1 protein-coding gene is annotated in these 1,415 nt (G+C 49.5%); it reads left to right on the forward strand.

The window, feature by feature from the left end; translation table 11 throughout:
• Positions 1–87: 87 nt before the first annotated feature.
• On the forward strand, positions 88–1,415 hold a 1,328-nt coding region (locus tag DWW13_RS18375; protein ID WP_243026209.1), incomplete at its 3' end, for a DNA topoisomerase.

Genomic DNA, 1,415 nt, shown 5'->3' on the forward strand with positions numbered 1-1,415 from the left:
GACAGTCCCCTTGTGTGGGGTACTGTCTGAAACAGGTACAGGAGAAAAAGAAAACCGAGCCGGAACGCTGAAAGGAGGAACTTATATTTGATTTTAGTTATTGCAGAAAAGCCCAGTGTGGCGCAGACAATCGCTGCCGTACTTGGGGCAAAGGAAAAGAAAGACGGATTTCTCACAGGAAGCGGCTATATCGTTTCTTGGTGTGTGGGACATTTGGTAGGACTTGCGGAAGCTGCCGCCTACGGAGAACAATATAAAAAGTGGAGCTATGACAGCTTACCGATTTTGCCGCAGGAATGGAAATACACCGTTTCCGCTGACAAGGAAAAGCAATTCAAAATCTTAAAGGAGCTTATGCACCGGGCAGACGTTTCCGAAGTGGTAAACGCCTGCGACGCAGGGCGCGAGGGAGAACTCATTTTCCGTTTTGTCTATGAAATGGCGGGCTGCAAGAAACCTATGCGCCGCCTTTGGATTTCTTCTATGGAGGACAGCGCAATCAAAGAGGGCTTTTCCCGTCTGAAGAACGGCGAAGAATACGACGCGCTCTTTGCTTCCGCATTATGCAGGGCAAAGGCTGACTGGTTAATCGGTATCAATGCCACCCGCCTTTTCTCTGTCCTTTACAATCATACCTTGAACGTGGGGCGCGTACAGACCCCGACCTTAAAAATGCTTGTTGACCGAGACGCAGCGATTACCTCTTTCAAGAAAGAAAAATACTACCATGTGCGCCTTGCCTTATCCGGCGCGGAAGCTGCAAGTGAACGAATTTCAGATAAGGCAGAAGCCGACGCATTAAAAACGACTTGTGAAGCGTCAAAAGCAGTCTGTACTTCCGTTGTGAAAGAGAAAAAGACCGTAGCCCCGCCGAAGCTCTTTGACCTTACTTCTTTACAGAGGGAAGCAAACCGCCTGTTCGGATATACGGCAAAGCAGACCCTTGACCTCGCACAAGCCTTGTATGAAAAGCGTTTGCTTACTTATCCGAGAACCGACAGCGCATTTCTGACCGACGACATGGGCGACACAGCGGCGGGCATTATCAAGCTGCTTTGTGGGAAATTTCCTTTTATGGCGGGAAAAGACTTTACGCCGGAGCTTGGAAAGGTGCTGAACAGTAAAAAGGTATCAGACCCCCATGCTATTATCCCAACTATGGAGCTTGCAAAGACCGACCTTGCCGCGCTGCCGGAAAGTGAAAAAAATGTCCTTACCCTTGCCGGGGTGCGTCTATTTATGGCGACCGCTGCACCGCATACCTTTGAAGCGATTACAGCAGTTTTTGAATGTGCCGGACAGTCTTTTACCGCAAGGGGAAAAACGGTACTGTCTGACGGGTGGAAAGAGATTGACCGAAGATACAGGGCAGCCTTAAAGAACAAACCCGAAACGGACGACGCAGACAGCGACAC

Source organism: Blautia sp. AF14-40 (assembly GCF_003479665.1).
GTDB classification, from domain to species: Bacteria; Bacillota; Clostridia; order Lachnospirales; family Lachnospiraceae; genus Fusicatenibacter; species Fusicatenibacter saccharivorans.